Origin of the sequence: Microbacterium sp. (genome assembly GCF_017305435.1) — a bacterium.
In the GTDB taxonomy this organism is placed as follows: Bacteria; Actinomycetota; Actinomycetes; order Actinomycetales; family Microbacteriaceae; genus Microbacterium.
In genome coordinates, this window is sequence record NZ_JAFKIP010000004.1 from 462,040 (window position 1) to 485,258 (window position 23,219).

General features: G+C 71.4%; 21 protein-coding genes. 4 read left to right on the plus strand and 17 right to left on the minus strand.

Annotated features, from left to right (window positions below):
- Positions 1-183: 183 nt before the first annotated feature.
- A complete protein-coding gene (locus tag J0I43_RS08315; RefSeq protein ID WP_292861823.1) occupies positions 184-816 on the plus strand; it encodes a biotin transporter BioY in 633 nt (210 codons plus the stop codon).
- Positions 817-883: 67 nt separating this feature from the next.
- Here J0I43_RS08315 and J0I43_RS08320 read toward each other — a convergent pair whose 3' ends face one another.
- The 12 genes from J0I43_RS08320 to sufB all read right to left on the minus strand — a co-directional run bounded on the left by J0I43_RS08320 (position 884) and on the right by sufB (position 12,536).
- Positions 884-1,927 carry an ABC transporter substrate-binding protein gene (locus J0I43_RS08320; protein ID WP_292861826.1) on the minus strand — a complete coding sequence of 348 codons (1,044 nt, stop codon included), beginning with the start codon at positions 1,925-1,927 and terminating at the stop codon, positions 884-886.
- Positions 1,924-2,703: an ABC transporter ATP-binding protein gene (locus J0I43_RS08325; protein WP_292861986.1), complete on the minus strand. Its 780-nt coding sequence runs from the start codon at positions 2,701-2,703 to the stop codon at positions 1,924-1,926. Before J0I43_RS08325 ends, J0I43_RS08320 begins: the two co-directional genes overlap by 4 nt.
- Before the next feature lie 101 nt (positions 2,704-2,804).
- Positions 2,805-3,821: an iron chelate uptake ABC transporter family permease subunit gene (locus J0I43_RS08330; RefSeq protein ID WP_292861829.1), complete on the minus strand. Its 1,017-nt coding sequence runs from the start codon at positions 3,819-3,821 to the stop codon at positions 2,805-2,807.
- Positions 3,818-4,867: an iron chelate uptake ABC transporter family permease subunit gene (locus J0I43_RS08335; RefSeq protein WP_292861832.1), complete on the minus strand. Its 1,050-nt coding sequence runs from the start codon at positions 4,865-4,867 to the stop codon at positions 3,818-3,820. The genes J0I43_RS08330 and J0I43_RS08335 overlap by 4 nt, the downstream gene beginning before the upstream one ends.
- A complete protein-coding gene (locus J0I43_RS08340) occupies positions 4,864-5,799 on the minus strand; it encodes a siderophore-interacting protein (RefSeq protein ID WP_292861835.1) in 936 nt (311 codons plus the stop codon). The genes J0I43_RS08335 and J0I43_RS08340 overlap by 4 nt, the downstream gene beginning before the upstream one ends.
- A 46-nt stretch (positions 5,800-5,845) precedes the next feature.
- Positions 5,846-7,210, minus strand: coding sequence for an MFS transporter (locus J0I43_RS08345; protein ID WP_292861838.1), 1,365 nt, complete (start codon positions 7,208-7,210; stop codon positions 5,846-5,848).
- The gene (locus J0I43_RS08350; protein ID WP_292861840.1) at positions 7,207-8,379 is read right to left on the minus strand and encodes an aminotransferase class I/II-fold pyridoxal phosphate-dependent enzyme; all 1,173 of its coding nucleotides are present in this window, start codon (positions 8,377-8,379) and stop codon (positions 7,207-7,209) included. Before J0I43_RS08350 ends, J0I43_RS08345 begins: the two co-directional genes overlap by 4 nt.
- A 54-nt stretch (positions 8,380-8,433) precedes the next feature.
- The gene (locus J0I43_RS08355; RefSeq protein ID WP_292861843.1) at positions 8,434-8,763 is read right to left on the minus strand and encodes a metal-sulfur cluster assembly factor; all 330 of its coding nucleotides are present in this window, start codon (positions 8,761-8,763) and stop codon (positions 8,434-8,436) included.
- 9 nt (positions 8,764-8,772) lie between these two features.
- The gene (gene sufC / locus J0I43_RS08360) at positions 8,773-9,543 is read right to left on the minus strand and encodes a Fe-S cluster assembly ATPase SufC (RefSeq protein WP_292861846.1); all 771 of its coding nucleotides are present in this window, start codon (positions 9,541-9,543) and stop codon (positions 8,773-8,775) included.
- A gap of 13 nt (positions 9,544-9,556) precedes the next feature.
- Positions 9,557-9,886, minus strand: coding sequence for a non-heme iron oxygenase ferredoxin subunit (locus J0I43_RS08365; protein ID WP_292861849.1), 330 nt, complete (start codon positions 9,884-9,886; stop codon positions 9,557-9,559).
- The gene (gene sufD, locus J0I43_RS08370) at positions 9,883-11,118 is read right to left on the minus strand and encodes a Fe-S cluster assembly protein SufD (RefSeq protein ID WP_292861852.1); all 1,236 of its coding nucleotides are present in this window, start codon (positions 11,116-11,118) and stop codon (positions 9,883-9,885) included. The genes J0I43_RS08365 and sufD overlap by 4 nt, the downstream gene beginning before the upstream one ends.
- Positions 11,118-12,536: a Fe-S cluster assembly protein SufB gene (sufB, locus tag J0I43_RS08375; protein WP_292861855.1), complete on the minus strand. Its 1,419-nt coding sequence runs from the start codon at positions 12,534-12,536 to the stop codon at positions 11,118-11,120. Before sufB ends, sufD begins: the two co-directional genes overlap by 1 nt.
- 259 nt (positions 12,537-12,795) lie before the next feature.
- Between sufB and J0I43_RS08380 the strand changes: the two genes are divergently transcribed.
- Both J0I43_RS08380 and J0I43_RS08385 read left to right on the plus strand, forming a co-directional pair.
- Positions 12,796-13,764, plus strand: coding sequence for a COX15/CtaA family protein (locus J0I43_RS08380; protein WP_292861858.1), 969 nt, complete (start codon positions 12,796-12,798; stop codon positions 13,762-13,764).
- Between the two features lie 84 nt (positions 13,765-13,848).
- Positions 13,849-14,310, plus strand: coding sequence for a dinucleotide-utilizing enzyme (locus tag J0I43_RS08385; RefSeq protein ID WP_292861861.1), 462 nt, complete (start codon positions 13,849-13,851; stop codon positions 14,308-14,310).
- 88 nt (positions 14,311-14,398) lie between these two features.
- Here J0I43_RS08385 and holA read toward each other — a convergent pair whose 3' ends face one another.
- The 5 genes from holA to J0I43_RS08410 form a co-directional block, all read right to left on the minus strand.
- Positions 14,399-15,433, minus strand: coding sequence for a DNA polymerase III subunit delta (gene holA / locus J0I43_RS08390; protein ID WP_292861864.1), 1,035 nt, complete (start codon positions 15,431-15,433; stop codon positions 14,399-14,401).
- A 9-nt stretch (positions 15,434-15,442) separates the two neighbouring features.
- Positions 15,443-17,818, minus strand: a complete 2,376-nt coding sequence (locus tag J0I43_RS08395; RefSeq protein ID WP_292861867.1) for a ComEC/Rec2 family competence protein — start codon at positions 17,816-17,818, stop codon at positions 15,443-15,445.
- Positions 17,815-18,411: a ComEA family DNA-binding protein gene (locus J0I43_RS08400; RefSeq protein ID WP_292861869.1), complete on the minus strand. Its 597-nt coding sequence runs from the start codon at positions 18,409-18,411 to the stop codon at positions 17,815-17,817. The genes J0I43_RS08395 and J0I43_RS08400 overlap by 4 nt, the downstream gene beginning before the upstream one ends.
- Before the next feature lie 99 nt (positions 18,412-18,510).
- Positions 18,511-21,093 (minus strand): leucine--tRNA ligase, encoded by a 2,583-nt coding sequence (gene leuS, locus J0I43_RS08405; RefSeq protein WP_292861872.1) that lies wholly within the window; start codon positions 21,091-21,093, stop codon positions 18,511-18,513.
- Positions 21,094-21,171: 78 nt separating this feature from the next.
- Positions 21,172-22,476, minus strand: a complete 1,305-nt coding sequence (locus J0I43_RS08410) for an anthranilate synthase component I family protein (RefSeq protein ID WP_292861875.1) — start codon at positions 22,474-22,476, stop codon at positions 21,172-21,174.
- Positions 22,477-22,526: 50 nt separating this feature from the next.
- Here J0I43_RS08410 and J0I43_RS08415 point away from each other — a divergent pair, with 50 nt between their 5' ends.
- Complete coding sequence (locus tag J0I43_RS08415; RefSeq protein WP_292861878.1) at positions 22,527-23,219, plus strand: DedA family protein; 693 nt, start codon at positions 22,527-22,529, stop codon at positions 23,217-23,219.

Here is a 23,219-nt window from a genome sequence, read left to right on the forward strand (position 1 = left end):
CGCCCCGCCCGTGCCGCCCGTGCCACCCGTGCCGCAGTGCGGTCGTGCCGCCGTGCAGTCCTGTCCACAACAGCGGGCCGGAACTTCAGTGCACGGCGTCCAACAATCTCGGTTCGGCCGCCTCTAGGCTGAATCGCACCGATCCGCTGTCCGCCCGATGACGCCCCTCCCCAAGGAGCCCGCATGTCCCTCGCCGTTCCCGTCCGCCGCCCCGTGCTGGCCGATCTCATCGTCCGCCCCTCGGACCGAGCCCGCGCTTTCGCGCTCGATGCTGGCCTCGTCGTCGCCGGCGCGGCGGTCGTCGCCGCCCTCGCACAGGTCGAGGTGCCGTTGTGGCCCGTTCCTGTCACCGGGCAGACCCTCGCCGTCGTGGTCGTGGGGGCCGCGCTCGGCGCACGTCGCGGCGCCGCCGCGCTCGTGACCTACCTCGTCGCAGGTCTCGCGGGGCTTCCGGTGTTCGCCGGCTTCACCGGCGGCGTCCTCGCCGCGCTGAAGCCGAGCTTCGGCTACATCATCGGGTTCGTGTTCGCCGCCTTCGTCGCGGGCTGGTTCGCGCAGCGCGCCTGGGACCGGCGGCCCGTTCTCGCCTTCGCCGGGTTCGTGCTGGCGAGCGCGATCCCCTTCGTGTTCGGCATCCCGTACATGGCGTTCATCCTCAACGTCGTCGGCGGTGGCTCGTTCGGTGTCGGCGAGATCCTGCAGTTCGGTCTGTGGCCGTTCGTCGTGGGTGGTCTGGTGAAGGCGGCGATCGCCGCTGTCGCGATCCCCGCCGCGTGGGCCGCCGTCCGCAGGATCGACGAGCGCAGGGGTATCTGACCTCCCGCAGCACGATGGCCCCCGCCCGGATGATCCGGGCGGGGGCCATCGCACGTCTGCGGTGAGGTCAGCCGTTCGCCGTCGCGACGGCCGTGGCGAGCTTCTCGGTCAGCGTCGGCAGGATCCAGGGCAGCGTCAGCGCCGTCGGCGAGACGGCCGAGGCGTTCTGCGCACCCACCATCGCCGCGACCGCACCTTTCGCCACCGCGGGGATGAGCTTTCCGCGGTCGGACGTCAGGAACTCGTCGAGCGTCGCCTGGTCCTCGGCCTGCGTGAGGATGACCTGCGCGTCGATCTTGTCGAGGTTCTCATAGCTGACGGTCGTGTAGAACGTGCCTTCGCCGGTGTCGAGCTTCGTGACGCTCGGGGGCGTGACGAAGCCGAGGTCCTGGAGGATCTCGACGCGCGAGTCCGCGGGCAGGTACATGTAGAACGTGTCGACGTCGTCGTCCACGTACGCGATCGTCGTGCCGGCGAACTCGGGGTGCGCGGCGGCCGCGTCGGCGACCTCGGCATCCAGACTCTTCAGGAGCGCGTCGGCTTCGGTCTGCAGGCCCAGGGCCTTCCCGGTGATCGTGATCACATCGCGCCAAGGGGTCGTCCACGGCGCGTCGGGGTACGCGACGACGGGGATGCCGGCGGCGGTGACCGCGTCGTACTCTTTCTGCGTGAGGCCCGAGTACGGGGCGAGCAGCACGTCGGGGTTCGTCTTCAGAAGCGCCTCCAGCGGGATCTCCTCGGCGCTCGAGTCGAGGATCGTCGGCTTGTCGCCGCCCACCTTCTCGACGGCCTCCGAGATCCAGTCGGGCATCTTGTCGTCGCCGCCGGAGTAGTCGTCGGCGGGGATCGCGACCGGCTGGATGCCGAGGGCGAGGACGGCATCCGTCGCGCCCCAGCCCCACGTGGCGATGCGCTCGGGCTTCTGCTCGATCGTCGTGTCCCCGAGGGCGGACGTGATCGTGACGGGGAAGCTCCCGTCGCCGGAGCCCGCGGCGTCGCCGGAGGCGGAACCGCCGGTCGCGCCGCCGCAGGCGGAGAGGACGAGGGCGGCCGCCGCGCCGAGCGCGGCGACGCCGACCGCTCGGGCGAGCGTCGTACGCAGTGACTTCATGAATCGTTCCTTTCGATGGGGACCCGGGGAGCGGACACCGCGTCCGCGTCGCTGGGGATGGGGATGACCAGCGGGGTGCCGGTCAGCGGGTCGGGGATGACGAGTGCGCGCAGGTCGAAGGCATCGGCGACGACCTCCTCGGTGAGCACCTCGGAGGGCGCACCGTGCGCGACCACCGCGCCCTCGCGCATGACGACGAGGCGGTCGGCATACCGGGCGGCGAGATTGAGGTCGTGGAGGACCGCGACGATCGTCGTGCCGCGACTGCGGTTGAGCGCCCGGAGCAGGTCGAGGACCTCGAGCTGGTGGGTCAGATCGAGGAACGTCGTCGGCTCGTCGAGCAGGAGGATGCGCGGATCCTGCGCGAGGGCCATCGCGATCCACACGCGCTGGCGCTGGCCGCCGGAGAGGTCCCCGACGGGGCGGTCGGCGATGTCGGTGATGCCCGTCCACGCCATGGCCTCATCGACGTGCGCGGCGTCGTCGGCGCTCCACCGTTGGAAGAGGCCCCGGTGCGGATGGCGGCCGCGGCCGACGAGCTCGGCGACGCTCACGCCGTCGGGGGCGGTCGGGTGCTGCGGGAGGAGCCCCACCGTCTGCGCGAAGCGACGCCGAGGGATGCCGGAGACATCCGCACCGTCGAGTTCGACGCGCCCGGCGAGGGGGGCGCGCAGGCGGGCGAGCGTGCCGAGGAGTGTCGACTTGCCCGATGCGTTGGCGCCGATGATCATCGTCACCTGCCCGGGTGCGAGCTCGAGATCGAGCCCGTCGATCACGCGGCGCCCGGGGTACCCCGCCGCGAGAGCGCGGGCCGAGAGGCCCGGCGTGGAGAGGGCGGAGTCAGAGGGGAACGCCGCGTCTGCGGAGAATGCCGAGGTCACAGCTGTCGTCCTTTCGAGGTCGCCAGGAGCCAGAGGAGGAAGACGGCGCCGACCGCGCCGGTCACGACGCCCACGGGCATCGAGAGACCCGGGATCGCGAACTGCGCGAGGAGGTCCGCCGCCAGCAGGAGCAGTGCCCCGAGTGCGCCGCTCGTCGCGAGTCCGACCGCGCCGTGGCCGAGGAGCGGCCGTGCGATCGCGGGTGCGCACAGGGCGATGAACCCGATCGGGCCGACGAAGGCGCACGTCGCGGCGGTGAGGAGCACCGCGACGCCGACGACGACCCAGCGCACCCCATCGGAGCGCACGCCGAGCCCGCTCGCCGTCTCCGGACCGAGCTGGGTGATCGGCAGCCAGCGCGCCGCGGCGATGAGTGCGGGGACGCTGGCGAACACCACCGCGAGCACCGTCAGCACTTGCCACCACGGCGTCGAGGAGAGACTGCCGGTGAGCCACAGCAGCGCCGTGCGCGCCTCCTCGACCTTGGCCCGCACCATGAGGAAGTCGATGACGGATGCCGTGAGGAACGAGATCCCGATCCCGGCGAGGATGAGGCGGAACCCCCCGTCGCGGAGCGCACGCCCCGCCAGCATCAGCACCACCGCGACGACGGCGCCACCGACGAACGAGCTGAGCGCGAGGACGGGCCCCGTCGTGCCGAGGACGAGGATCGCGAACACCGCCGCAAGCCCGCTGCCGCCCGAGATGCCGAGAAGATCGGGGCTCGCAAGGGGATTGCCGAGGTACGACTGCAGGAGCGCGCCGGCGATGCCGAGCGCCGCGCCGGTCACGAGCGCCATCGCGGTGCGGGGCGCGCGCACCTGGAAGACGACGTACTGCTCGATGCGGGTGCCCGAACCGGTGAGGGTCTGCCAGAGTCGGTCGGGCGTGAGCGCGTAGTCGCCGACCGACAGCGCGACCGCTGCGGCGACGAGGGCGAGGAGGAGCGCGATGACGACGACGCGCGTGCGGCGCCGGGCCGCCGCGCTGCGGACGGTGAGGGAGATGCTCACAGCGTCACCCGCCTGGGCTGCAGGACGAGCGCGATCAGCATCGGCGCGCCGAGGAACGCGACGACGATGCCGGCCTGGACTTCACCCGGGAGGGCGACGATCCGGCCGAGCACGTCGGCGAGGAGGAGGAGGGCGCCGCCGACCGGCATTCCGATCCACAGGAGTCGCGCGTACCCGCCGCCGACGATCGCGCGAAGGACGTGCGGCACGAGCAGCCCCAGGAAGACGATCGGGCCGGCGATCGCGGTGGCCCCACCGCACAGCAGGATGGTCGCGATGATGCCGAGCGCACGGCTGCGCGTGACGTCGTGGCCGAGCCCCGTCGCCGTCGCCGCGCCCAGGGCGATGAGGTCGAGGCCGCGTGCCGACGCGAGCGCCAGGATCGCACCGACGGCGAGAGCGGGGAGCACGAGTGCGACGGCATCCAGCCCGCGCGCCGTGAGTCCGCCGACCGACCAGTACCGATAGACGTCGAGGGCGTGGATGTCGGTCGTCAGGATGAGGAACGTCACCGCCATCAGTCCGGCGGTGACCGCCGCCCCGGTGAGCGCGAGCTTCGCGGGGTCGCCGCCGTTCGGACCGCGCCCGCCGATGAGGGCCACGACGACCGCGGCTGCCGCGGCCCCGAGGAAGGCGAACCAGATGAAGCCCGTCGGGGTGACCAGGCCGAACAGCGTGATCGCGGCGAGGACCGCGACGGAGGCGCCCGCGTTGACGCCGAGCAGACCCGGGTCGGCGAAGGGGTTGCGGGTGAGGCCCTGCATGACGGTGCCGGCGAGGGCGAGCGCCGCGCCCGCAGCCACCCCGATGACGGTGCGCGGGATGCGCTGGGTGAGGACGACGATGTGGTCGGGGTTCGCGGCATCCGGTGCGACGAGCGCGCGCCAGACGTCGACGAGGGCGATGTCGCGCGCTCCCACCGTGAGCGAGAGGACGATGACGGCGCAGAGAGCGACGGCAGCGGACGCCGCGACCACCGCCGTGCGACGCGCCGTGCGGGCCGCGCTGGGATGCGCCGTGCGGTGCGCGGTGGAGTGCGCGCTCACTCGGCCCGCTCGGCCTGTCCGAGCCGCCAGTACCCCATGAAGGCGACGCGGCGCCGGTCGACGCCGCATCCGCTGACGAGGTGGCGGCGGAGCGTCTTGATCGTCGCGGCTTCGCCCGCGATCCACGCGTAGAACTCCCCATCGCCCGCTTCCGGGCTGTCCCACAGCAGGTCACGGTCGACGTCGACGTCCTCCAGGTGCTGTGCGCGGGGAGCCGCCGCGCGGTGCAGCAGCGCGCTGTTCGCCGCCGTCCACGCCGAGACGGCGGAGATCAGCCGCGCGCCGTGATCGTCATCGCCGCGCGCGATCCAGTGCACTCGCGCGCCGGCGGGGGCGGCGAGCTCCAGGGCATCCTGCGCCGTCGGCACCTCGATGAAGACGTCGACGTCGCAGCGTTCGTCGAGCGAGGCCAGGATGCCTCCGATCGCGGGCGCGGCGGTCTCATCGCCGACGAGCAACAGCCGCCGGGCGGTCCCGGGGTGCCAGTCGAGGCCGATTCGGGACTGCGGGCTGCGCTCGTCGGGCCCCACGACGACGACGCGATCGCCGACAGCGGCGGCCTCCGCCCACGCACCGGCGGGTCCCGGCTCGTGATGCGTCACGAAGTCGATGTCGAGCTCGCGGGCTCCCGGGTCGATGCGACGGACCGTGTACGTCCGGAACGGGTTGCGCTCCTCGGACGGGAGCGCTCGCCACCGGTCGTACCAGTCGCCCGCCTCGTCGTTCTGGCCGAAGTCCGCGTAGCCGCCCGCGAGGTGATCCAGAGGCAGGACGACCTTGATCCGCTGGTCGAGCCCGGCCGTGCCGAAGTGGGCGAGGTCGTCGCCGATGAGGGTCACGCGGACGAAGTGGGGCGCGATCCTGCGCACGGCGCCGACGCGGACCGGATACGGACGGTAGGCAGGCCGAACACCGGTGTCGAGAGAGGGCATACCTCTTAGGGTAGCCTTACCTCAGATCAGCCCCAAACCGGGGCTGTCATGATTCGGTGCGCTCCGCAGCGCGACCCATTCGCAGCCCCGGGAGCACCGCGACGACCGCGAGCGTCGTCGCGATGGCGAAGACGGCGGGGAACGCCGCATCCGTCGCACTCAGCGCGACGAACGTGAGCCCCATGACGGCGATCGTCGCCGAGGCGCCCACCGAGTCGGAGATCGACAGCGCCGAGGAGTTGAAGCCCTGGTTCTGCGGCGTCGAGTACGCGAGGGTCAGCACGGTCAGGCGCGGATACATGAGCCCCATTCCCGCTCCCGCGAGCGCCCACCCGGAGATGAGCGCCCAAGGCGGCAGGTGCCACGCGGCGGTCGCGGTCGCGGTGAGCGTCGCGACGACGAGAAGTGTCGCGCCGACCACCGTGATGCGCGCGTTGCCCAGGCGATCCCCCACCCGCCCCTGCACATCGGCGCCGACAGCCCACAGGAGCGCTGCGCTCGTGAGGCCGAGGCCGGCCGTCGTCGCCGAGAAGCCGTAGTCCTCGATGAGGAGATACGGCACGTAGATCTCGGCCCCGAACAGGGCGCCGGCGATCAGCGCACGCATCAGGACCACGCTCGGGAGTCCCCGCCGGGCGGTCAGGGTGCCCGCGGGGAGGAGCGGCCGGATCGCGACGGCGATCACGAGGAGCGCTCCGGCGATGACGGCCGGAGCGCCGACGCCTGCCTCCCCCGCGAGACTCAGTGCGAGCGCGCCCACCGCGACGAGGCAGGCGAGCACGAGCCGACGGGCGACCGGCTCGTGCGAGGGCTCTGCAGTGCCCAGCGGCAGGGCGTGCAGTCGCAGGTAGACGACCGTGAACGCGACGAGGGTCAGGACGGCGACACCGAGGAACACCCAACGCCAATGGGCCTGCTCCGCGACGACGCCGGCGAGGAACGGACCGATGACCGACGGGATCACCCACGCCGCGGAGAACGCGGCGAAGACGCGCCCGTGGAGCGTCGCAGGGAACACCCGCGCGACGACGACGTAGAGCGCGACCGTCTGCCCTCCGGTGCCGAGCCCCTGAAGGAGGCGCCCGAGGACGAGGACCTGCATGGTGGGGGCGAACCCCGCGACGAGCAGACCGGCGACGAACAACGCGACGGCGGTCGTGAGCGGCAGCACGGGGTCCGTGCGGTCGCACCACGCACCGACGGCGACCATGCCGATCACGCTCGTGGCGAGCGTGCCGGCGAACGCGACGGCGTAGAGCTCGGCTCCCCCGAGATCGGCGCTCACGAGCGGCATCACGGTCGTCACCGCGAGTGCCTGCGTCGCGGCGAGGAAGATCATCGCGACCGCGCCCAGCGTCACCCAGACGTGGCGCGGATGCCAGATGCTCCCAGTCGCGTGCTCGTCGATCACGCCCGCGGCTCGGCGCGCGCGACGGCCGCGATGCGTTCGACCGCCTCGGTCAATACCTCCGGGGAGCAGCCGAAGTTCAGCCGGACGTAGCCCACGCCCTGCGCGCCGAACTCCGGACCGTGGTGCAGGGCGACCTTGGCCGCGCGTCGCAGCCGCGTCGCGGGGTCGTCGCCCCAGCCATACGCCGAGACGTCGATCCAGGCGAGGAAGCCGGCATCGGGCTCGCGATAGACCGCGCGCGGCAGCTTCTCGGCGAGGAGCCGGGTGAGCAGTGCACGATTGTGCGCGAGTGCGGCGCGGAGCGCATCGAGCCACGCGTCCGATGCCTCGTCGAATGCCGCGACGCCGGCGAGGGCGCCGAACAGGCCGGTGCGCCACTCGACCTCGGGATTGAGGCCGCGGACGACGCTCGTCGTCGCCTCGTCGGCGGTCACCATGAGCGCGCACTTCAGTCCCGCGAGGTTGTAGGCCTTGGACGCGCTCGTCACGGCGTAGCCGACGCGGGTCGCCGCTTCGCCCGCCGTGAGGAACGGAGTGAAGGACACTCCCTCCGACACGAGCGGAGCGTGGATCTCATCACTGATCACGACCGCGCCGTGCCGCTCGGCGATCTCGGCGAGAGCCGTGAGGGCTTCTGCGGAGTGCACCGTCCCCGTCGGATTGTGCGGGTTGCACAGGAGGACCGCCCGCGCTCCGGCCTCGAGCGCCGCGTCGATACCGGCGAGGTCAAGCTCCCACGCCGTGCCGGTGTCGCGGAGCGGGACGGGCACGCTGACGCATCCGGCCTCCGCCGTGCACAGGGCGAACGGCGGATACACGGGCGGCATGATCACGACGCCGTCGCCGGGGTTCGTCGTCGCGCGCAGCAGCTCGACGACGCCCATCATGACGTCCGCCGTCGTCCGCACACGCGCGGGATCGACGGTCCAGCCGAATCGGCGCGCGGCGAATCGCGAGAAGGCCGCGCGGATGCCGGGATCCGGCGGGGTGTACCCCGTATCGCCGTTGGCAACGGCCTCCGCGAGCACTGCCGTGATCGCGGGAGCGAGCGCGAAGTCCACCTCCGCCACGAAGAGCGGAAGCACGTCCTCGGGATACGTCCGCCACTTCGTGCTCGACCGGCGGCGCAGGGTCTCCAGGGGCAATGCTTCCAGCGGGGTGATGCTCACCCGACGAGCCTACCGGCGCCGCGCGCGGCTTCCCGGCGGATGCGCTCGCCAGTGTCAGATGGCGAAACCGAGTGCTCGCATCATGTCGCGCCCGTCATCGGTGATCCGCTCGGGGCCCCACGGCGGCATCCACACCCAATTGATGCGGAAGCGCTCCACGACGGCGTCGAGCGCCTGCGCGGTCTGCTCTTCGAGGACGTCCGTGAGCGGGCAGCCGGCGGAGGTCAGCGTCATGTGGATGACGAGGGCGTCGTTCTCGTCATCCCACGAGAGGTCGTAGATGAGTCCGAGGTCGACGACGTTGATCCCGAGCTCGGGATCCATGACGTCTTTGAGGGCCTCCGTGACGTCGTCGTACTTCTCGGGGCTGAGAGTCGCGGTCATGCCTCGATCCTAGGCTTCGATGACGTCGGCGGGGTCGAGGTACCGGTCATAGCCCTCGTTCTCCAGGCGATCCGCCAGCTCCGGGCCCCCTTCTTCCGCGACGCGCCCCTTGACGAGCACGTGGACGAAGTCGGGCTTGATGTAGCGGAGGATGCGCGTGTAATGCGTGATCAGCAGAACGCCGAGGTCCGTGGACTCCTTCGCGCGGTTCACGCCTTCCGACACGATCTTCAGCGCGTCGACGTCGAGGCCGGAGTCGGTCTCGTCGAGGACCGCGATCGCGGGCTTCAGCAGTTCGAGCTGCAGGATCTCGTGGCGCTTCTTCTCGCCGCCGGAGAAGCCCTCGTTGACATTGCGCGCGGCGAACTTCGGGTCCATGCGGAGGTTCTTCATGGCCTCCTTCACGTCCTTCGTCCACGCGCGGATCGCCGGCGCCTCGCCGTCGATCGCGGTCTTCGCCGTCCGGAGGAAGTTGGTGACCGTGACGCCGGGGATCTCCACCGGGTACTGCATCGCGAGGAACAGGCCCGCCCGGGCGCGCTCGTCGACCGACATCGCGAGGACGTCTTCGCCGTCGAGCGTGATCGTGCCGCTCGTCACGGTGTACTTGGGGTGCCCCGCGATCGTGTAGGCGAGGGTGGACTTGCCCGAGCCGTTGGGGCCCATGATCGCGTGCGTCTCGCCCGTGCGGACGGTGAGGTCGACGCCGTTGAGGATGGGGGTGGTCCCCTCGTCGGTCTCGACCGTCACGTGCAGGTCGCGGATCTCGAGAACAGCCATGTCAGTTCCTTCTTCAGTTCACGTCTTTGGTGACGGCGGGGTCGATGAGAACGTCGTCCCCGTCGATCGTCACTTCGTACACGGGCACCGGCTCGTACGCCGGCAGGTTGAGGGGGCGGCCGGTGCGCAGCGAGAACGCCGAGCCATGGGCCCAGCACTCCAGCGTGTCGCCCTCGACGAAGCCGTCGGAGAGCGAGATATCGCCGTGGGTGCAGGTGTCGCCGATCGCGTGGACCTCGCCGTTCCCGTCGAGCACGACGGCCATCGGCACACCGTCGATCTCGACGCGCACGGCGGTGTCCTGCTCGAGGTCGCTGAGGTTCAGGACCTTCTGTGCGCTCATGCAGACGCCTCGGCGGATGCCGACAGTGCGAGCTCGGCCTCGATGGCCTCGATCAACTCGTTCTGCAGGTCCTCTATGCCGATCTTCTGCACGATCTCCGCGAGGAAGCCGAGGACGACCAGGCGTCGCGCCTCGTCCTCGGCGATGCCGCGCGCCTGCAGGTAGAACAGCTGCTCGTCGTCGAAGCGCCCGGTCGCACTCGCATGCCCGGCGCCGAGGATGTCGCCCGTCTCGATCTCGAGGTTCGGGATGGAGTCGGCGCGCGCGCCTTCCGTGAGCACGAGGTTGCGGTTCGCCTCGTAGGAATCGGTGCCCGTGGCATCCGGGCCGATGAGCACGTCGCCGATCCAGACGGTCCGTGCACCGGCGCCCTGCAGGGCGGACTTGTACAGGACGTCGCCCGTCGTGTGCGGGCCCTTGTGGTGCAGGTACACCTGGCTCTCGAGGTGCTGTCCCGCATCCGAGAACGCGAGGCCGTACAGCTTGCCGTCGGCACCGGCACCGGCGAGCTCGACGGAGGGGTTCACGCGCACGATGCCGCCACCGAGGCTCACCACGACATGTGTGAGCGAGGCGTCACGATCGACGCGCGCCTGGTGGGCGGCGAGGTGCACGGCGTCGTCGTCCCACCGCTGCAGCGAGACGAGCGTGAGCGCGGCGCCGTCGCGGACGATGACCTCCAGGTTCTGCGCCTGCTGGGCGGTGCCCTCGTGGCGGAGGATGACGGTCGCGCGCGAGTGCGGCTGCGCCTCGATCACGACGTGAGCGTGCGCGACGCCTCCCCGCCCGGTGAGGCGGATGACGACGGGTTCGTCGAGCTCGACATCCTGCGGGATGCGGATGAGGGGCGCGAACTCCTCCTGGTGCCAGGCGATCGCGCTCGGCAGGTCCTCGGGGCGGAAGACCTCGCCCCGCGGCGACTCTCCGATCGCGAGCCGGCGCTGCTCGACGCCCTCCGGCGCGCTGACCTCGACGGCGATGACGTCGTGCGGCGCGGGCTCGTCGCGCAGCAGGGCGGCGAGGGCCTTCAGGGGCGTGTGCTTCCAGTTGACCTCCGTCCCCAGGGGTGCCGGGAAGTCGGCCGGGTCGAACGACGTCGGGCGCTCGGAGCGCGTCTGCACCGGCACGAAAGCGTCCGAGGCGGGGATGCCGGGCTGGCGGCCGTCCACCAGGCGCGCGGCAGGGTCGATGTGACCCTCGGCAGCGGCCGGGGTCTGCGTCGCGGTCGTCATCAGCCGACGGATCCTTCCATGCCCATCTCGATGAGCTTGTTGAGTTCGAGCGCGTACTCCATGGGCAGCTCACGGGCGATCGGCTCGATGAAGCCGCGCACGATCATCGCCATCGCCTCGTCCTCGGGCATGCCGCGGCTCATGAGGTAGAAGAGCTGCTCTTCGCTGACCTTCGAGACGGTGGCCTCGTGGCCGAGCTGCACGTCGTCGACGCGGATGTCGATCGCCGGGTAGGTGTCGGAGCGCGACTTCGTGTCGACGAGGAGCGCGTCGCAGCGGACGGTGTTCGCGGAGTGGTGCGCCTTCTCGTCGACGCGGACCTCGCCGCGGTAGCCGGCGCGACCGCCGCCGCGCGCGATCGACTTGGAGACGATCGACGACTGCGTGTAGGGCGCCATGTGGATCATCTTCGCGCCGGCATCCTGGTGCTGACCGGGGCCCGCGAAGGCGACTGACAGGGTCTCCCCCTTGGCGTGCTCGCCCATGAGGTAGATCGACGGGTACTTCATCGTGACCTTTGAGCCGATGTTGCCGTCGATCCACTCCATCGTCGCGCCCTCGTGGGCGACGGCGCGCTTCGTGACGAGGTTGTAGACGTTGTTCGACCAGTTCTGGATCGTCGTGTACCGCACGCGGGCGTTCTTCTTCACGATGATCTCGACGACCGCGGAGTGCAGCGAGTCCGACTTGTAGATCGGCGCCGTGCAGCCCTCGATGTAGTGCACGTAGCTGTCCTCGTCGGCGATGATGAGCGTCCGCTCGAACTGGCCCATGTTCTCCGTGTTGATCCGGAAGTAGGCCTGCAGCGGGATCTCGACGTGGACGCCCGGGGGCACGTAGACGAACGAGCCGCCCGACCAGACGGCCGTGTTCAGCGCCGCGAACTTGTTGTCGCCCGCGGGGATCACCGTGCCGAAGTACTCCTCGAAGAACTCCGGGTGCTCGCGGAGTGCCGTGTCGGTGTCCATGAAGATGACACCCTGGCGCTCGAGCTCCTCGTTGATCTGGTGGTAGACGACCTCGGACTCGTACTGCGCGGCGACACCGGCGACGAGACGCGCACGCTCCGCCTCGGGGATGCCGAGCTTCTCGTACGTGTTGCGGATGTCCTCCGGGAGGTCCTCCCACGACTGCGCCTGCTTCTCGGTCGAGCGCACGAAGTACTTGATGTTGTCGAAGTCGATCTCGCTGAGGTCGGCGCCCCAGGTCGGCATCGGCTTGCGGTCGAACAGCTGGAGGCCCTTCAGACGCGTCTTCAGCATCCATTCCGGCTCCGACTTGAGCGCGGAGATGTCTTTGACGACCGCGTCGCTCAGGCCGCGCTTCGCGCTGGCTCCGGCGGCATCCGCGTCGTGCCATCCGAACTCGTAGACGCCGAGTCCTTCCAGCTCCGGTCGGTCGATGAGCACATCCGACATCGCTTTCCTCCTTCGTGCCCGGCGGTGTCATCCGCTCCGACATTCCGATTCCCTCGGGAGTGTGCGAGGGGTGGGATGCCGCTGTCAGGGCCGTTGCGTCGTGCGTTGCGGCGTGTCCTCCACGCCTAGACTGTGGGTGGGCTTCCGGCGCAGTCACCACCGTGACGCGTCGCCGTTCCCACAACTCAAGTCTATAGGCAACGCCCCCGATCGGGCGCGGCCGCGCCCGCCCGAGGCGCATCCCCTGGAGGCGACCCCCATGTCCCACGCGCCCGCCCCGGCGGCATCCCACTCATCCGCCGTCCAGGCTCTGCTCCCCGATCGGATCACGCGGTACACGCGCGTGCTCGCCTGGCTCGTGCTCGTGACGAACATCGTGATCGTCGGCACCGGCGGGCTCGTGCGCCTCACGGGCTCGGGAATGGGGTGCGAGACCTGGCCGTACTGCACGTCCGACTCGCTCGTGCCCACGCCGGAACTCGGCATCCACGGGCTCATCGAGTTCGGCAACCGCACCCTCACCGGCGTCCTCGTGATCGTCGCCCTGCTGGCGTTCCTCTCGGTCGTCCGGCTGTGGAACGCGCGTCCCGAGCTGCCGCGACTCACGCTCGCGGTCGGAATCGGCATCATCCTGCAGGCCGTGATCGGGGGGATCACGGTGTGGCTGCACCTGCACCCGGCGATCGTCGGACTGCACTTCCTGATCTCGGCGGCTCTCGTCGCCGTCGCGGCGGCCTATGTCGTCCGCGTGTACGCCGAGCCGGGGCCGCGCCGCCTCGCCGTGCCGGGGCGCTATGCCGCGCTCGTGCACACGACGAGCGTCTTCGTCCTGATCACCGTCGTCATCGGGATCCTGCTCACCGGCTCCGGCCCGCACGCCGGCGACGACGCGGCCGCGCGCAACGGGCTCGATCCGATCTTCTGGCAGCACGTGCACAGCTGGCCGGCGTACATCCTGCTCGCTCTCACGCTCGTCGTGTTCGCCGGATCGTTCCGGATGCCGAAGGTGCTGCGTCTCCCCCTGTGGAGCGGGCTGCTTCTCGGCGTGGAGGCGCTGCAGATCGTCGTCGGGCTCTGGCAGGCGCGCGCAGGGCTCCCCATCGCTCTCGTCAACATCCACATGGTGCTCGCGGTCTCGCTCGTCGCCGCGATGACCGCCCTCGTGCTGCACCTGAAGGCGCCGCTGGCCGTCCTGACTTTCGCGGACGGCTCCACAGCGGGATCATAGGTGGTGCATCGCTCGCACTCGGGCGGTTCGCAGATAGTCGAAGAGCCACGTCGGATGACGCGGCACGACATGAAGGAGTCCCGCATGCCCACCACCCGCCTCAGCCGCAGCACCCCGTTCTGGGTGCTCGTCGCGGGATCCGTCGTCGCGATCGCCGGCGGCGCCTACCTGCTCATCACGAAGCTCGCGGTGATGGCCACGACCCTCACCGACGGCAGCGCCACCGGTGTCGAGGTCTACGCCGGCCAGACGTGGGCCGTGATCGGCGGCATCCTCGTGGGAGCGGGCCTCGTGGGCCTCGCTCTCGCCCTGACGCTCGCCGCGCTGCGCGCCGTTGTCGCACCGCGCACGGTCGAGGTCGAGGCCATCGAGGTCGTCGCCGCCCCCGCGTGGGAGGACGACGTCGTGGAGGCCGCTCCGGCGTCCCGCGCCGAAGCCCGTGCGGCCGCCGCCCCGGCAACGGCCGCCGAGCCCGAGGTCGCGTTCGCCGACGAGCCCGCGACCGACGCCCCCGCGGTGACCGATGCGGAGACGCCGCGCGCCTGAGCCCGCACGACGACGGACGACCCCGGCCCCGCCTCGCGGGCCGGGGTCGTCCGTCGTTGGGGCGCAGGGCGCTCGCCGACGGCGCCGCTCAGTCGCCGAACGGCGCCCGGGTGGCGATGACCGTGACGAGTCGCTCCACCGCGAAGACCGGGTCGCGCGAGGCGCCCTTGACCTCGGCATCCGCGCGCGCGGCAGCCTGGATGGCCATGCCGAGCGACGTCTCGTTCCAGCCGGTGAGGTCGCGACGCGCACGATCGACCTGCCAGTCCTTCATGCCGAGGCGCGCGGCGAGGGCGCCGGCCGGCTCGCGGCTGCCGGCGACACGCGCCATCGTGCGCAGCTTCGAGGCGATCGCCGCGACCAGGGGAACGGGGTCGGCACCGCTCGCGAGGGCGTGCCGCAGCGCGACCAGCGCGTCTCCGTACCGGCCCGCGATCGCCGTGTCGGCGACCGTGAACGCCGACGTCTCGACGCGGCCGCCGTAGTAGCGTTCGACGACCTGTTCCGTGATGTCGCCGGGGACGTCGGCGATGAGCTGCTGACACGCTGCCGCGAGTTCGGTGAGGTCGTCGGCGAACGCGCCCACGAGGGCGCGGAGCGCGATCGGCGTGATCTTCCGGCGCGCTGCCTGGAACTCGCCCGCCGCGAAGTCGAAGCGGTCGGAGTCGCGCTTGACGGCAGGGCAGGCGATCTCGACGCCGGCGCCCTGGCCGGCGCGGATGGCGTCGAGGAGCTTCTTGCCGCGCACGCTCGACGATGTGTGCCGCAGGACGACGGTAGCGCCGTCCTGCGGCGCGTCGAGGTAGGCCAGGGCCTCCGTGAGGAACGCGTCCGAGCACTTCTCGACACCGGAGACGCGGACGAGCCGCGGCTCGCCGAACAGGGAGGGTGAGGTCAGGGCCAGCAGGCTCCCCGACGCGTAGTCGTCGGCGCGGAGGTCGGAGACCTCGAGGCTGGCGTCCTCTGCCCGGAGGAAGTCGCGGATCCCCGCGATCGCGCGCTCGGCGCACACCTCTTCGGGCCCGGAGACGAGCACGATCGGCGCCGGCTGCGGCTGCCGCCACGAGACCTGCGGGATCGCCGACGCCGCGCGGGAGGGTGCTCGGCGCGGCGCGGGACTCATCCCCTCAGCCTACCCATCGGGTGGGACACGGCCCGGCGCGCGCTCGCTCCACACGCGCAGCCCGTCGGAGTCGGCCCACGCCGCCAGCAGGCCCTCCTGATCGGTGCGGAGAATGCGCGCGCCGAGCCCGGCCAGCAGGTCGAGCGTCTTCGCCCGCGGATGCCCATAGGTGTTCTCGCCGACCGTCACGAACGCGACCCTGGGGTGCAGCCGCGCATACAGCGCGGGGTCCTGATCGGCGCTGCCGTGGTGGGCGACCTTGACGACGTCGTACGCGCTCAGCAGCGCGGCATCCGCCGCCATCGCCTGCTGACCGGCGGCGGACAGATCGCCGAGGAACAGGGATGCCGGGACGCCTCCCCCGCGGAACTCCACGACGACGCTCGCATCGTTTCCGCCCGGCGTGTCGGGCCGGGGCCAGAGCACTCGCCAGTGGGTGTCGCCGAGGCTGCCCGACATCCCTCGCGCCGCCTGGGTCGTGGTCGCACCCGCGGACGTCAGGCCTCCGAGGGCGCGACCGTCTTCGGGGCCCGTGAGCGGTCCGTGCAAGACGAGATCGACACGGCCCTGCACTGCGGCCACTCCCCCGCGGTGATCCAGGTCGAAGTGCGTGAGCACGAGGAGGTCGAGGTGTCCCACCCCCAGGCGGTCGAGGCAGCGTGCGAGTGGCGCGGGATCGGGCCCCGTGTCGATCAGCGCGACCGCCCCGGCGGAACGTACGAGGACGGCATCCCCCTGCCCCACGTCGCACGCGGCGATCGTCCAGGCGTGCGGCAATCCGGTGCGATCGAACACGTCCGTGACCGGTCCGAGCGCGAGACCGACCCCGATCGCGGCGGCGAGCGTCCAGGCGGCACCGATCCGCACCGGCGACCTGATCGACCGCGTGGGAAGCACGAGCGCGGCCACGGCTCCACCGACGATGCTCAGCGCGACGAGCCCGCCGACGCCCTCCGGCCAGGCGATGACGCTCCCGGGCAGGTCCGCGAACGTCGTGGCGATCCCGGAGATCCACGTGGCCGGCAGCCACGCGAGCGCCGCCAGCCCACTGCCGAGCAGCGGGATGCCGGCGAAGAGGCACGCCGCGAGGCCCAGGACGGTGCCGAGCGGCGCGGCGGGCGCCGCGAGCATGTTCGCGACGACGCCGTAGACCGACAGCTGCGGGGCGATGAGGACGATGAGCGGCCCGCAGGCGAGCTGGGCGGCGAGCGGCACCGACACCCCGAGGGCGAGCGGTCGCGGCATCCATCGCGCGAGCCCGTCGGCGAGGGGACCCGCGCCGACGAGCAGGGCGCCCGTCGCCGCCGACGAGAGAGCGAACCCGAGCGAGAGCCCCAGCCACGGGTCGCTCACGAGCAGCACGGCGACCGCCGTCGCGAGGAGCGAGAGCCCGCCGCCCGGCCGTCCGAGCAGGATGCCGAGCATCGCGATCGCCGCCATCGCCGCGGCGCGGACGACGCTCGGCTCCGGCGAGACGAGCACGACGAACGAGGCGAGCGCGACGAGCCCCGCCGCCACCCGCACGCCGCGTCGGGCCCGACAGAGCGCGGCGAAACCGAATGCGCCCGCGACGATCAGGGCGCAGTTGGCGCCGGAGACCGCGGTGAGGTGCGAGAGAGACGACGCCTTCATCGCGGCATCCAGCTCGGGACTCACCGCGCTCGTGTCACCGACCGCGAGCCCGGCGATGAGACCGGCGCCCGGCGGCGGCAGCCCGGAGCTGACGGCCACGAGGCCGCGTCGCAGCGCGGAGGCGGCCGCGAGCGGGCCCGCGGCCTCGGCGTCCACCCGCACCGCGCCGTTCGCGTCGATCACGAGGACCGCGCGCTGGCCGGGATCGGTGACCCACGCCGTCCCCGTGACCGACACCACCGCGCCGAGGTCGAGCCCGTCCGGTCGGGCGCTCAGCCGCACGACGACGGGCACGCCGCCGAACTCCTCCGCGCCCTCTCTGTCGTTGCCGCGCTGCAGCCGATCGAGCACACCGTCGAACCGCCACCCGTCGGCGCTCGGCTCGATCTTCCCGACGGCTCGCACCTGCGCCGTGAGCACGCGTCCGCCGTCCACCTCCGTGCGGGCCAGGGCGTCTCGTGCGGGCAGTGCGAGCGCGACGTGCGTGGCGACGGCTGCGGCGACGGCGAGAGTCACGGATCCGAGCGCGCACCAGGTGCGCGTGGGCTGCCGCACGCGCGCCGCCACCCCGAGCAGGAGCACAGCCGCGACCCAGCCCACGAGGGCGGCCGCACCCGCGACCTCCGGGGAGAGGGTCAGGAGCACCGCCGTGAGCCAGGCGGATGCCGCGACCGGGACCATGCGGGCATCGCGCGAACGCAGCCGACGCAGCGAGAGCGGCGGCGTCCGCTCGCGCGCGCCGACCGTCGTCACACCGTCACCAGGTCGCGCAGCGACGCCAGCATCTTGTCGCCGATCCCCGGCACGGACAGGAGGTCGTCGACGCTCGTGAACGGCCCGTTGTCTTCCCGCCACTGGATGATGCGCTCGGCGATCGCCGGTCCTACACGGGGCAGAGTGTCCAGGGCCGCGGCATCCGCGGTGTTGAGGTTCACGCGGCCGTCGCTCGCGCCGCCCGGCGCCGCTCCGCCGCCTGTCGGAGCCTCACCCGCGATCGGCACGCGCAGCTGCTCGCCGTCGGTGACGTGGCGTGCGAGGTTGACAGCGCTCTCATCGGCATCCGGGTTCAGCCCCCCGGCGGCCGCGATGACGTCGACGACGCGTGCGCCCTCCTCGAGCCGGTACAGGCCCGGATGCGCCACCGCACCGAACACGTGCACGTAGACGCTCGCGGGCTCCGGGGTCGCGGCGGTCACGGCGACCCGTTCTCCCGCCACGTCGGGTGCGCCCGAGGTGCGCACGATCCCCACGACGACCGAGACGGCGGCGGCCACGAGGACAAGCACGATCGCCGCGCCCACACCGAGGGTGCGCCGTGCGGGTCGGTCAAGCGTCGCGCCGGTCACCCGGACACTGTCGCAGTGCGCGGTGCCGCGCGGACGCCGCGGACCGCGATCCGTGGAGAACCCGGCGAAACCGCCTCCTGTGGAGGAGGCGATGACCTCTTACGCGGTCGTGAAGCTCACGACCTTCGGCGCGCGGACGACGGCGCGGACGATCTCGCGACCAGCGAGCGCACGGACGACCTTCTCATCCGTGCGGGCAAGCGCCTCGAGCTCGTCGGACGAGATCCGTGCGGGCACCGTGAGCGTGCCGCGCACCTTGCCGTCGACCTGTACGACCGCGGTCACCGACTCCTCCACGAGAAGAGTCGGGTCGGGCTGGCGCCAGGTGGCGAGGCCGACGAACGGTTCGTAGCCGAGCAGCGACCACATCTCCTCCGCGGTGTGCGGCGCGAAAAGGTCGAGGATCAGCGCGAGCGCCTCGGCGGCCTCGCGCACGGCGGGGTCCGCTGGGCCGGCGGACCCGTCGATCGTCTTGCGCGTCGCGTTGACGAGCTCCATGAGGCGCGCGATGACGACGTTGAACTTCGTCTGCTCGATGAGCCCGGGCGCGTCGGCCCACAGGCGGTGGGTCACCCGACGGAGCGCCTGATCGCCCTCGGCCCAGACCACATCGGTCGGGCTCGAGACCTCGTTCGCGATGCGGAGGGCGCGTGCGAGGAACTTCTGCGCGCCGGTCGTGGACACGTCCTCCCAGTTGATGTCGTCCTCGACCGGGCCGGCGAAGACGATCGCGACGCGGCTGGCATCGGCACCGGGGTCCACCATGCTCGACGCGAACTCGACGAGGTTGCCCTTGCTCTTCGACATCTTTCCGCCGCCGAGGAGGACCATGCCCTGATTGATCAGCGAGGAGAACGGCTCGGTGAAGTCGATCATCCCGAGGTCGAAGAGGAACTTCGTGATGAAGCGCGCGTACAGCAGGTGCAGGATCGCGTGCTCGACGCCGCCGATGTACGAGTCGACAGGCGCCCAGCGCACCGCCTCACGCTCGGAGAACGGCTCGACGGCATCGTTCGGCGAGAGGAAGCGCAGGAAGTACCACGAGCTGTCCACGAACGTGTCCATCGTGTCCGCATCGCGGAGAGCGGGCTCGCCCGTCTCGGGGTCGACCGTCTGGATCCACTCCGTCGCGCCACCGAGCGGCGACGTGCCCTTGGGCTTGAGGTCGAGCCCCTTCGCGTCCGGCAGGACGACCGGCAGCTGATCCGCCGGGACCGGCACGATGCGGCCGTCCTCGGTGTGGATCATCGGGATGGGCGTGCCCCAGAACCGCTGGCGCGAGATCAGCCAGTCCCGCAGGCGGAAGGTCTTCGCCGCGCGCCCGGTGCCGGATGCCTCGAGCTCTTCGATCACGCGGGCGATCGCGTTGCGCTTGCTCATGCCGTTGAGGGAGCCCGAGTTCACGAGACGGCCGTCGCCGGTGAGGGCGATGCCGGTCGTGGCGGGATCGAGGTCGCCCAGCTGGGGGCCGGGGTCGATCGGGACGCCGTCGTCGTCGAGCTCGATCACGGGGATCGCCCCCGTCACCGGCGCCGTCGTGTCCACGACGACCCGGACGGGCAGGTCGAAGGCCCGCGCGAAGTCAAGGTCGCGCTGGTCGTGCGCCGGCACGGCCATGACGGCGCCGTGGCCGTAGTCGGCGAGCACGTAATCGGCCGCCCAGATCGGCAGCCGTTCCCCGTTGATCGGGTTGATCGCGAAACGGTCGAGGAAGACCCCGGTCTTCGGTCGGTCGGCGGTCTGACGCTCGATCTCGGTGGTCTTCTGCACGGCATCCAGGTAGTCCTGGAAGCGCATCCGTACCTCGGCGGAGGATCCGGCGGCGAGCTCGGCGGCGAGGTCGGAGTCGGGCGCGACGACCATGAAGGTCGCCCCGTGCAGGGTGTCGGGCCGCGTCGAGAAGACGGTGACCTTGGCATCCCGCCCTTCGATCTCGAAGTCGATGTCGGCGCCGACCGAGCGTCCGATCCAGTTGCGCTGCATCTGCAGCACCTTGTGCGGCCAGAAGCCCTCGAGCTGGTTCAGGTCATCGAGCAGGCGGTCGGCGTAGTCGGTGATCTTGAAGTACCACTGCGTGAGCTTCCTCTTGACGACCTCGGCGCCGCAGCGCTCGCAGTGGCCGTCGACGACCTGCTCGTTGGCGAGCACCGTCTGATCGTTGGGGCACCAGTTGACCGGGCTCTCTTTGCGGTAGGCCAGGTCCTTCTCGTACAGCTTCTGGAACAGCCACTGGTTCCACCGGTAGTACTCCGGGTCGGAGGTGTGCAGCACACGGCTCCAGTCGTAGGACGAGCCGAACTCGCGGAAGCTCTTCTTGTGCTGGTCGATGTTCGCGTAGGTCCACTCGCGCGGGTCCGACCCCGCGCCGCCCTTGATGGCGGCGTTCTCGGCGGGCAGACCGAAGCTGTCCCATCCGATCGGGTTCAGCACGTTGTAGCCCCGGTGCCGCCAGAAGCGGGCGACGACATCGACGTAGGCGTAGTTCTCGGCGTGGCCCATGTGCAGGTCGCCGGAGGGGTACGGGAACATCCCCAGGATGTACTTGCGCGGGCGGGTGTCCTCGTCGCCGCCGGCGCGGAACGGGTCCTGCTCGGCCCAGAGCCGCTGCCATTTCTCCTGGATCGCGTGCGTATCGAACGCCCCGCTGTCGGGGGCGGGCGCGGTATCGGTGGGAGAGCTCATGGAGGACGAGGACCAATCTCGGGGTGGGGCGACGCGGGAAGTCGCGCGAGCACGTCTCTCCAGATTACCGGAACGGCCTCACCACTCGGCCGGGACCGCCGCCCCGAGCGCGGCGAGCGGGCCGCGCGCCTTGAGGGCGACCTCGGCGACCTCGGCGACGGCGTCGGACAGCCACGTGATGCCTCCGCCGGCTCCGACGTACGCGCCGCCGGGATGGACGACGATCGAGCGGATCGTCATCGCGAGATCGAGGCTCCCGTCTGTGCCCACCCAGCCGAAGCATCCCGCATACACGCCGCGCGGCGCCGCCTCGAGCGCGTGCAGGATCGTCATCGCGGAGAGCTTCGGAGCGCCCGTCATGCTCCCCGCGGGAGACGCGGCATCCAGCAGGTCGCCGAGCGTCGTGCCCGGCAGGAGCCGCCCGGCGACGGTGCTGACGAGTTGGTGCACGGCGGAGTAGGACTCGACGTCGAGCAGGCGTTCTGCAGCGACGGATCCCGCGGCGCAGACGCGCTGCAGGTCGTTGCGCATGAGGTCGACGATCATCACGTTCTCGGCGCGCTCCTTGACGGATGCCTCGAGCTCCGCCGCGGCGCGTGCATCGGCGCCGGGCTCGGGATCGCGCGGTCGTGTCCCCTTGATCGGTCGGGTGCGGACGATCCCCTCCGTGACCTCAAGGAAGCGCTCCGGACTGCTGCTGAGCAGGGTGTGCGGACCGACGCGGATGATGCCGCCGTGGTGGGCGGGCAGGGTCGCCCGGAGCGCCAGGTACGTCGCGATCGGATCGATGGGATCGTCCGATGCGACGTCGAAGCGCGTCGTGAGGCACAGCTGGTACGCGTCGCCCGCACGGATCGCCGCGCGGGCTCCCTCGATCAGCTCGGCATAGGCGGCCGAGTCGTGTCGCGCGCGCGGGACACGCTCTGGGATCGGGTCCGGCATGAGCGGCGAGGAGAGCCGCCAGCAGTCCACCTGCTCCGCGGCATCCAAGGCACCCGCCTGCGAGGCGGTGAGCCAGGCTTCCCGCCGGGCGTGATCGAAGGAGACGAGCCACGCGACGGCGAGGCCCGCGGTATCGGGTGCGGCGGGGTCGGCGACGGCGGGCGCGCCTTGACGTGAGGCTGCCGTGTCGTACCCGAACCAGCCCACCCATCCGCCGCCGAAGCGACCGGGAACGGCGTCTGAGGGCTCGTCGCCCGACCCGCCGACGACGACGTCCAGCGGGGGGTCGGCGGGGGCCCCTACGCCGACGTGGCTCCACCCCTCCCGCGCGTCGGGGCCCGCATCCAGCCAGAACGCGTGCTCCTCCCGGGCGGGCCCGCGCAGGAAGAGCTCCGCCGGATCGATCCATGCGACGCGCACGGCACGGCGTGGATCGGTCATCCCCACAGAGTAGAGGTTCGCCGCGTGAGGCGGCCCCGTAGGCTGGAGTGGTGAACGACATGCTGACATGGCTGCTGGATGCCGTGCAGAGCGTCGATCCCGTCCTGCGGACGATCCTCGCGGGCATCGCGATCATGCTGGAGACGAGCGTCCTCATCGGACTCGTCGTTCCGGGCGACACCGTCGTCATCGTCGCCTCGACCGCGGTCGGCTCGTTCGGCGAGGGCGCCGTCCTCGTGGTCGTCGTGATCGTCGGGGCGCTCATCGGGGAGAGCATCGGATTCTGGCTCGGGCGCTGGCTCGGACCGCGGATCCGCTTCTCGCGGCTCGGCGCGCGGATCGGCGAGCACAATTGGGCCCGCTCCGAGCTGTACCTGCGCCGACGCGGTGGGCCGGCGATCTTCCTCTCGCGGTTCCTCCCCGTGCTGCACTCGCTCGTGCCTCTCACCGTCGGGATGAGCGGGTTCGCCTACCGCCGCTTCCTCGCCTGGACGGCTCCGGCGTGCACGATCTGGGCGATCGCGTACGTCGGCGTGGGTGCCGCCGCGGCAGGCACCTACCGGGAGCTCGCCGACCGCCTGCACTACGCGGGGTACCTCTTCGTCGCGATCATCGCCGTCTTCCTCCTGCTCGCGTACATCGCGAAGCGCGTCATCAGCCGGGGCGAGGCCCGCCACATGCGCGGCGAGTCGACGGCTGAGCACGGCACGGAGGATGCCCCACGGACCGGCATGGGAGACTGA

Bases quoted from the DNA above. Each gene is read 5' to 3' on its own strand.
- sufB (WP_292861855.1), bottom strand. From the start codon at position 12,536: ATGTCGGATGTGCTCATCGACCGACCGGAGCTGGAAGGACTCGGCGTC.
- J0I43_RS08340 (WP_292861835.1), bottom strand. From the start codon at position 5,799: ATGCCCTCTCTCGACACCGGTGTTCGGCCTGCCTACCGTCCGTATCCG.
- holA (WP_292861864.1), bottom strand. From the start codon at position 15,433: ATGAGTCCCGCGCCGCGCCGAGCACCCTCCCGCGCGGCGTCGGCGATC.
- J0I43_RS08410 (WP_292861875.1), bottom strand. From the start codon at position 22,476: ATGACCGATCCACGCCGTGCCGTGCGCGTCGCATGGATCGATCCGGCG.
- J0I43_RS08385 (WP_292861861.1), top strand. From the start codon at position 13,849: ATGCCCACCACCCGCCTCAGCCGCAGCACCCCGTTCTGGGTGCTCGTC.
- sufD (WP_292861852.1), bottom strand. From the start codon at position 11,118: ATGACGACCGCGACGCAGACCCCGGCCGCTGCCGAGGGTCACATCGAC.
- J0I43_RS08315 (WP_292861823.1), top strand. From the start codon at position 184: ATGTCCCTCGCCGTTCCCGTCCGCCGCCCCGTGCTGGCCGATCTCATC.
- sufC (WP_292861846.1), bottom strand. From the start codon at position 9,543: ATGGCTGTTCTCGAGATCCGCGACCTGCACGTGACGGTCGAGACCGAC.
- J0I43_RS08365 (WP_292861849.1), bottom strand. From the start codon at position 9,886: ATGAGCGCACAGAAGGTCCTGAACCTCAGCGACCTCGAGCAGGACACC.
- J0I43_RS08320 (WP_292861826.1), bottom strand. From the start codon at position 1,927: ATGAAGTCACTGCGTACGACGCTCGCCCGAGCGGTCGGCGTCGCCGCG.
- J0I43_RS08380 (WP_292861858.1), top strand. From the start codon at position 12,796: ATGTCCCACGCGCCCGCCCCGGCGGCATCCCACTCATCCGCCGTCCAG.
- J0I43_RS08355 (WP_292861843.1), bottom strand. From the start codon at position 8,763: ATGACCGCGACTCTCAGCCCCGAGAAGTACGACGACGTCACGGAGGCC.
- leuS (WP_292861872.1), bottom strand. From the start codon at position 21,093: ATGAGCTCTCCCACCGATACCGCGCCCGCCCCCGACAGCGGGGCGTTC.